Source organism: Kitasatospora sp. NPDC004799, assembly GCF_040609095.1.
Classification (GTDB): domain Bacteria; phylum Actinomycetota; class Actinomycetes; order Streptomycetales; family Streptomycetaceae; genus Kitasatospora.
In genome coordinates this window covers 42483-50436 of sequence record NZ_JBEXJK010000013.1, presented here as the reverse complement: position 1 = coordinate 50436, position 7954 = coordinate 42483, and the positions used below count along the sequence as shown (strand labels likewise).

Here is a 7954-nt window from a genome sequence, read left to right as displayed (position 1 = left end):
CCCGCCGCCCCGCGCCGGTGGTCCGGGCCCCCGGGGCCGTGCGCCGCCGCCGAGGGCCCAGGCCCCCGGCCTCAGCCGATCGAGCGGGGGAGCCGGGTGGTCAGGTAGAGGATGGTGAAGGACCCCAGGAGCTGGATGCCCAGGCAGAGCGCGAGGGCGCGGTCCATGCCGAGGACGGGCGAGAGCGAGAGGTAGAGGCTCCCGAGGGTGGCGACGCCGAGGGCGAGGCTGGACTGCTGGCCGGTGGCCAGGACGCCGCTGCCGACCCCGGCCCGGGCGGCGGGCACCTTGGCGAGGACGACCCGGAACAGCGGGGTGCCGATCAGGCCCTGCCCGATGCCGGCGAGGGCGACGCCCGGGGCCATCCGCAGCGGGGAGAAGTGCGCCCCGTCGGCGAGCACGGTCAGGGCGAGGGTGGCGAGGCCGGTGGCCTGGACGACGGCGCCCGCGCTGAGCACCCGGCTGCCCCAGCGGCCGATCAGCCGCGGGCCGGCCAGCGAGGCCGAGAAGTAGCCGACGGCCATCGGAACGAGCGCCCAGCCGGCCGCGACCGGGCCGAGCCGGAGGCCCTGCTGGAGGGCGACCGCGATGACGAACATGAAGCCGCCGAAGCCCGCGAAGTAGGGGAGCGCGATGCCCAGGCCGCGCCGCATCTCCGGGATCCGCAGCAGGGACGGCGGCACCAGCGGGGTGTCCCCGCGCCGCTCGGCGCGGCGCTCCACGGCGGCGAAGGCGGTGGCGAGGACGGGGAACAGCGCCAGCAGCACCCAGGACCAGAGCGGCCAGCCGGCGGCCCGGCCCTCCATCAGCGGGATGAGCAGGGAGAGCAGGGTGCCGGTGAGGAGCACGGTGCCGGGCACGTCGACCCGGGCGGCCGCGGCGGCCCTGCTCTCCGGGACGTAGCGGACCGCGAGCACCACGGCGAGCAGCGCGAACGGCACGTTCAGCAGGAACACCGAGCGCCAGCCGGTGCCGAACAGGTCGGCGGCGACCAGCATCCCGCCGAGCACCTGCCCGATCACCACCGAGATCCCGCCGACCGCGCCGTAGACGCTGAGCGCACGGCCGCGCCGCGCACCCTCGGTGGCGGCGGTGATGGTGCCGAGCACCTGCGGGATCAGCAGCGCGGCCGAGGCGCCCTGGGCGGCCCGGGCGGCGACCAGGGACCACGCGTCGGGGGCGAGGCCGCAGGCCAGCGAGGTGACGGCGAAGGAGACGGCGCCGACGACGAAGAGCCGGCGGCGGCCGTAGCTGTCGCCGAGGCGGCCGCCGAGGACGAGCAGCACCGCGAAGGCGATGCCGTAGCCGGCGGCGACCAGTTCGAGGACGGCGGGCCCGGCGGCCAGGTCGTGGTCGATGGTGGGCAGGGCGACGTTGACGATGAAGAAGTCGAGCATCGGCAGGAAAGCGCCGAGCAGCACGGTGACCAGCCCGGCGGTGCCGAGGGTGGCGGCGGGAGCGGTGGTGCCGGGAGCGGCAGGACGGGTGCTGCCGGGAGCGGCGGGGGTGGCGGGGGTGGTGGTATGGGTGCCCGCTCCGCCAGGGGTGGCGGCGGTGCGGCCCGGTGCGGGGGCGGCGGCGAGTCGTTGGGTCACGGGTCATACGATCCGCCGCTCCGTACCCTGGTACCAGAGTGTGGTTATCCAGGTATAACGAGTACCTGGCAACAGGCTCACGGTTGCCGCATGCTGGGGAGCATGAGCCTGATGACCCCGGCCGCGCACCTACGGACCACCCCCGGCGACGCCCGCCGGCACGAGCTGGCCGCGTTCCTGCGCAGCCGCCGCGAGCGCCTCGCGCCCGAGCAGGTCGGCCTGCCGATGACCGGCCGCCGCCGGACACCGGGGCTGCGCCGGGAGGAGGTCGCGCAGCTCGCCGCGGTCGGGGTGACCTGGTACACGTGGTTGGAGCAGGGGCGGGACATCCAGGTGTCCACCCAGGTGCTGGACTCGGTGGCCCGCGCGCTGTTGCTGGACCCGAGCGAGCGCGCCCACCTGTTCACCCTGGCCGGCGCGGACGACCCGGCGCCGGTGAAGGAGTGCCCCTCGGTGACGCCGAGCGTGCGGCTGCTGCTGGACCGGCTCGCGCCGTACCCGGCCGTGGTGCTCAACTCCCGCTACGACGTGCTGGCGCACAACGCCCCGTACACGGCGATCGTCGGCGACCTCGACGCGATGGCCCCCGAGGACCGGAACGTGCTCTGGATGGCGTTCACGCCCTCGCAGTTCCGCGAGGTGCTGATCGACTACCGCACCGAGCGCCTGGGCATGGTGGCCCGGTTCCGCTCGGCGATGGCCGACCACAGCTCGGAGCCGGCCTGGAAGGCGCTGCTGGCCCGGGTGCTCAAGGCCTCGCCGGAGTTCGCGGAGCTCTGGCAGCGGCACGAGGTGATGCGGCCGGGCAACGGCGTCAAGCGCTTCCTGGTGCCGGGCGTCGGGCTGCTGCGCTGCGAGTACACCAACTTCTGGCTCAGCCCGCGGCTGGGCACCCGGATGATCACGTACACCCCGCTGGACGACGAGACCCGCGCGCTGATGGACGAGCTGCCCACCCGATAGGCCGTCAGCCCCGCGCCGCCGCGTCCCGCCCGAGCCACAGGCACACCACGGCGAGCGGCAGCTCGATGGAGACGGCCATGACCAGCGCGGCGAGCACCGGCCAACCCGGCCCGGCGCAGGCGATGTCGGCCAGCGCGTCCCCGCTGAGCAGCAGGGCCACCGCCGCGCCCGCCCACAGCGCGGCGGGGCTGCGCCGGCGCAGCAGCGCGTCCAGCGAGAGCAGGGCGGTGAACTCGGTGAGGTCGAGCACGACCCACGGGGTCTCGTGGCAGACGGCGAGGACCGCCAGCCAGGGCAGCAGCGCGACCGCGGCCGTGACCGGGACCTGGGCGAAGCGTGCGGGCAGGAGGTACGAGGGGGTGGAGCGGACGGCGAGGACGGCGGTGGTGCTCACGCGGCACCCCGGTTCCGGTCCCGCACGCGCTCCAGCGGCAGCCGCTCGGCCGTCCCGCCCGCCGCGTGCTCGACCCGTACCGCGGTGAACGCCCCCTCGGCCCAGGCCAGCCAGAACCGCCCGGCGACCGTGACCACCTCGGCCGTCGCCCGCACCCGGCGGAACCGCCGCCGCCCGGTGAACACCACCGCGGGCGCCGCGCCGTCGGCCGCGAGCCGGCCCCAGGCCAGCACGTGCCGGCTCCGCCCGGCGGACGGGCACCGGCGGGCCCCGCGCAGCAGCTGCGGGGTGAGCCGGGCGGCGACCAGGACGTCGGCCAACTCCCCGTACTGGTACAGCTCCAGCGCGGCCCGGCCGCGGCCGGACCCGACGCTGCGGACCGACCAGGGCCCGGCCCCGACCGGCAGCGCGCCCTCCGGCAGCGCCTGCCGGAGCGGCGCCCCCTCGTGAAGGAACGCCCCCTCAGGAAGCGCCCCCTCCTGAAGGAACGCCCCCGCCGGCAGCGCCTCCGCCGCCCGCGCCCCCGTCGGCGCCGACGCTCCGGAAGCACTCCCGGGGCCGGGCCGTCCGTGCGGCGGAGTGGCGGAGTGCGGTGCAGTGCTCGTCATACCCCCAAGCCTTCCGCCGCGACCCCCGTCCTGTCGGTGGTGCCTCGCCCCGAATCGGGGGTGTACCCAGCTACACCCCCACCGGGAAGCCCCCTTCATGGCGGCCCGTGATCACCGGGCCCTACGCTGTCCGGCATGCCCTCCACCACGTTGCGCCGAGCACTCGTCAGGAGCCTCCGGCGCCCGTTGTGGTCGCCCGAGGTCTGGCGGGACGTCCGCTTCACCGCCGCCGGAATACCCATGGCGCTGCCGGTCTGGCTGGCCGTCACCGAGTCGAAGCTGCTCTTCCCGGTGCTCGCCGCCGCCCTGCTCTGCACCCGCCCGCTGACCTCCCTCCAGCGCGGCCGGCTGCGCGCCCTGCACGGGGTGGAGGTGCCGCCGCTGCGGCCGGCGACCGGGCGCCGGCTCTGGTTGCTGGGGGCGACCTGGCGTCAGGTCCTCTACCACCTGGTGGCCGGCCCGCTGCTGGCGGTGGGCGCGCTGGCGGTGCTGTACGCCTGGGCGGCCGCCGTGGTGCTGGCCACCGTGTACGGCTGGGTCTGGCTGCTGCCCGCCGGCACCGCGCTGCGCTCCGGCCTGGCGGGGGAGGACGTCCTGCTCACCCTCGGCGGGCTGCTGCTGCTGGCGGTGCTCCCGCTCCCGGGGACGCAGCTGGCCCGGCTGGACGCGTGGGTGGCCCGGCGGCTGCTCGGCCCGGACCGGGCGGAGGTGCTGGAGCAGCGGGTCGAGGAGATCGCCGAGAGCCGGGCCGGGCTGGTCGACGCGGTGGACGCCGAGCGCCGCCGGATCGAGCGCGACCTGCACGACGGGGCCCAGCAGCGGCTCACCTCCCTCGCGATGAACCTGGGCCTGGCCCGGCGCACCCTCAAGGACGTGCCGCCCGAGGCGATGCAGGTGATCGTCGACGCGCACGAGGAGGCCCAGGCGGCCATCGACGAGCTGCGCGACCTGGTCCGCGGCCTGCACCCCGCCGTCCTGGAGGACCGCGGCCTGGACGCGGCGCTGTCCGGCATCGCGGCCCGCGCCCCGCTGCCGGTGCGCCTGGACGTCGACCTCTCCGAGCAGATCGCCCCGACCGTCGAGGCGGTCGCCTACTTCACCGCCTCCGAGGCGCTCACCAACGTGGCCAAGCACGCCCGGGCCAACCGGGTCGACCTCTCGGTGCGGACGGCCGGCGGCCGACTGCGCCTGGTCATCAGCGACGACGGCGTGGGCGGCGCCGACCCCTCGCGCGGCACCGGGCTCACCGGTCTGCGCAAGCGCGCCGCCTCGGTCGACGGCACGCTGTCCGTTCTCAGCCCCCTCGGGGGCCCCACCACCATCACCGTGGAGTTGCCGTGCGCGCTGTGATCGCCGAGGACTCGGTCCTGCTGAGGGTCGGCCTGGTCAAGGTCCTGGAGGCGGTGGGCTTCGAGGTCGTGGCCGCCGTCGGGGACGCCGAGGAACTGCTGGCCGCCGTCGAGGAGCACCGCCCGAAGGTGGTGGTCGCCGACGTCCGGATGCCCCCGGGCTTCAGCGACGAGGGGGTGAAGGCGGCGATGGTGATCCGCCGGCAGTGGCCGGACACCGCCGTCCTGCTGCTCTCCCAGTACGTGGAGGAGCGCTACGCCGCGGACCTGCTGGCGACCAACACCAGTGGCGTCGGCTACCTGCTCAAGCAGCGGGTGGCCAACGTCGACGACTTCGTGGACGCGCTCCAGCGGGTCGCCGAGGGCGGCACCGCGCTGGACCCGGAGGTGGTCGCCCAGCTGCTGGTGCGCCGCCATCGGGACCCGCTGGAGAAGCTGACCCCGCGCGAGCGCGACGTGCTCGCCCTGATGGCGGAGGGCCGCTCCAACGCCGCGATCGCCGGCTCGCTGGTGGTCAGCGACAGCGCGGTGGCCAAGCACATCAACTCGATCTTCACCAAGCTGGACCTGCCGCCGGCCGAGGACAGCCACCGCCGGGTGATGGCGGTGCTGCGCTTCCTGGAGGTCGGGTAGCCGTGAGCGGGGGGAAGGCGGCCTGGCGGGTCACCGGGACGGTCGTGACCGTCCTGGTCATGATCGGCGCCGGACTGCAGACCTGGTCGATGGCGGTGCAGCAGCGCACCACCACCAGCCGGCCGTACGACGTGGAGATCCACCGGGTGAACCTGGAGACCGGCAACGCCTCGGTCCGGGTGCGGGCCGGCCGGGACCGCCACGTGGTGGTCCGCCAGAGCCTGGACTGGCTGGTGCGCAAGCCGGTGGTGTCCGCGGTCGTCGTCGACGGGGTGCTGGAGGTCTCCATGCGCTGCCGCCGGGTCCTGCCGTTCGCGGACTTCGGCTGCGGCGCCGAGATCGAGCTGGAGGTGCCGGCCGCGACCGAGGTGTCCGGCGCGGTGGGCTCCGGCACCGTCCAGGTGGAGGGCCTGAGCGGGAACGTGCGGATGGAGCTGACCTCCGGCCAGCTGCTGCTGTCCGACACCTCGGGGGAGGTGGTCGCGCACGCCACCTCCGGGCTGGTGCAGGGCGGCAACCTCAGCTCCCGGCGGGTGACGGCGCAGGTGGGCTCGGGCACGGTGTCGCTGGAGTTCGCCAGGGCCCCGAGCGCGGTGGAGGCCACGGCCACCTCCGGCTCGGTGGAGATGACGGTGCCGAAGGACAGCCGGTACGCCTTCTCCAGCGAGGTCGGCAGCGGCCACGGCCGGATCGACCCGGTGCTGGCGGACGCCTCCAGTCGGAACCGGGTGCACGCCGCGGTCACCTCGGGGTCGATCTCGATCAACCCGTCGAAGTCGTCGTCGCCGGAGCCGCCGGAGCCGACACCGTCCGCGGCGACGTCGTCCCCGGCGCCGTAGCCGGTCACCCCGGCGCGGGCGGAGGCCGCTCACCCGGGTGGGGGACAATGGAGAGTCCCGTCCCCAGCACCCGAGGTCAGCCGCGCATGACAGCCACGCCCGCACCCACCGCGTCCGACACCGAGTTCGCGCCGCTCGACATCGGCCCGATCCAGGTGTGGCCGCCCGTCGTGCTGGCGCCGATGGCCGGCATCACCAACGCGCCGTTCCGCACCCTGTGCCGGGAGCAGAGCGGCGGCCGCGGGTTGTACGTCTCGGAGATGATCACCACCCGGGCGCTGGTCGAGCGCAACGCCAAGACCATGCAGCTGATCAAGTTCGACCCGAGCGAGAAGCCGCGCTCGATCCAGCTGTACGGGGTGGACCCGGTGACCGTCGGCAAGGCCGCCCGGATGATCTCCGAGGAGGGCCTGGCCGACCACATCGACCTCAACTTCGGCTGCCCCGTCCCCAAGGTCACCCGCAAGGGCGGCGGCTCGGCTCTGCCGTACAAGCGCAACCTGCTGCGCGAGATCCTGCGCGAGGCCGTCGCCAACGCGGGCGACCTGCCGGTGACCATGAAGATGCGCAAGGGCATCGACGACGACCACCTCACCTACCTGGACGCCGGCCGGATCGGCGCCGAGGAGGGCGTGGCCGCGATCGCCCTGCACGGGCGCACCGCCGCCCAGCACTACGGCGGGACGGCCGACTGGTCGGCGATCGCCCGGCTGCGGGAGTCCGTCCCCGCGCACATCCCGGTGCTGGGCAACGGGGACATCTGGTCGGCCGACGACGCGCTGCGGATGATGCGCGAGACCGGCTGCGACGGCGTGGTGGTGGGCCGCGGCTGCCTGGGGCGGCCGTGGCTGTTCAAGGACCTGGTCGCGATCTTCGAGGGCGACGTGGACTACGCCCGCCCCGACTTCGGCTACGTGGCCGGGGCGATGGTGCGGCACGCGCAGCTGCTCGGCGAGTGGCTGGGCGACGAGGCGCGCGGTGTGATCGACTTCCGCAAGCACGTCGCCTGGTACACCAAGGGCTTCTCGGTCGGCTCCGAGCTGCGGGTGCGGCTCGCCAACTCCTCCTCGTTGGCCGAACTGGCCGAAACCCTCTCCGAGGTGGAGCAGTCCCAGGGCTGGCCGGCCGGTGCGGACGGCCCGCGCGGGCGGACCAGCGGCAACAACCGGGTGGTCCTGCCCGAGGGCTGGTTGGACGATCCGTACGACTGCGCCCGGCCGGGTGCCGACGCCGAATCGGACACCTCTGGCGGATGATCTGTACGAACCGGCGAAATGGGCCCCGCGAGGCCGACTGCCACTAGGTCCCAGCCCTCTTGTCCATTCTGGACAAGAGGGCTCCTTTTCGTCGGTCGAATGTCACGGAGCGGGCACGTTTCTGGACGCAGTGCGACGTTCGGCGGAGGCGCTCTACGTTCGACCCGTGAGATGCGCTGGTGACGCTTGCCACATACGCTGGGGACTGACGGCCGGTCAGTGGACGAAATGGACAGGTCGGCTGTGGATCGCTTCCCGAAGCCGGTCGGCCGCCGGTCGGGCGATTCGGGTGCAGGAAATCAAGCCGGGGCAACGCC

General features: G+C 74.5%; 8 protein-coding genes. 5 read left to right on the top strand and 3 right to left on the bottom strand.

The features are described 5' to 3' along the window. Positions 1-71 precede the first annotated feature (71 nt). Positions 72-1421 (bottom strand): MFS transporter, encoded by a 1350-nt coding sequence (locus ABZW03_RS03445; protein WP_355251496.1) that lies wholly within the window; start codon positions 1419-1421, stop codon positions 72-74. 276 nt (positions 1422-1697) lie between these two features. Here ABZW03_RS03445 and ABZW03_RS03440 point away from each other — a divergent pair, with 276 nt between their 5' ends. Then, a complete protein-coding gene (locus ABZW03_RS03440; protein WP_355251487.1) occupies positions 1698-2558 on the top strand; it encodes a helix-turn-helix transcriptional regulator in 861 nt (286 codons plus the stop codon). Between the two features lie 4 nt (positions 2559-2562). Here the strand turns inward: ABZW03_RS03440 and ABZW03_RS03435 are convergent, their stop codons facing one another. Beyond that, positions 2563-2952, bottom strand: coding sequence for a hypothetical protein (locus ABZW03_RS03435; RefSeq protein WP_355251483.1), 390 nt, complete (start codon positions 2950-2952; stop codon positions 2563-2565). Then, entirely contained in the window at positions 2949-3560 is a 612-nt protein-coding gene (locus tag ABZW03_RS03430) for a hypothetical protein (protein ID WP_355251480.1), read from the bottom strand. The genes ABZW03_RS03435 and ABZW03_RS03430 overlap by 4 nt, the downstream gene beginning before the upstream one ends. Positions 3561-3695: 135 nt before the next feature. Between ABZW03_RS03430 and ABZW03_RS03425 the strand changes: the two genes are divergently transcribed. The 4 genes from ABZW03_RS03425 (at position 3696) to dusB (ending at position 7637) form a co-directional block, all read left to right on the top strand. Beyond that, entirely contained in the window at positions 3696-4910 is a 1215-nt protein-coding gene (locus ABZW03_RS03425; RefSeq protein ID WP_355251477.1) for a histidine kinase, read from the top strand. Continuing rightward, a complete protein-coding gene (locus ABZW03_RS03420; RefSeq protein WP_355251474.1) occupies positions 4898-5542 on the top strand; it encodes a response regulator transcription factor in 645 nt (214 codons plus the stop codon). Before ABZW03_RS03425 ends, ABZW03_RS03420 begins: the two co-directional genes overlap by 13 nt. A 2-nt stretch (positions 5543-5544) precedes the next feature. After that, positions 5545-6381, top strand: a complete 837-nt coding sequence (locus tag ABZW03_RS03415; protein WP_355251471.1) for a DUF4097 family beta strand repeat-containing protein — start codon at positions 5545-5547, stop codon at positions 6379-6381. A gap of 86 nt (positions 6382-6467) precedes the next feature. Then, the gene (gene dusB / locus ABZW03_RS03410) at positions 6468-7637 is read left to right on the top strand and encodes a tRNA dihydrouridine synthase DusB (RefSeq protein ID WP_355251468.1); all 1170 of its coding nucleotides are present in this window, start codon (positions 6468-6470) and stop codon (positions 7635-7637) included. Positions 7638-7954 lie beyond the last annotated feature (317 nt).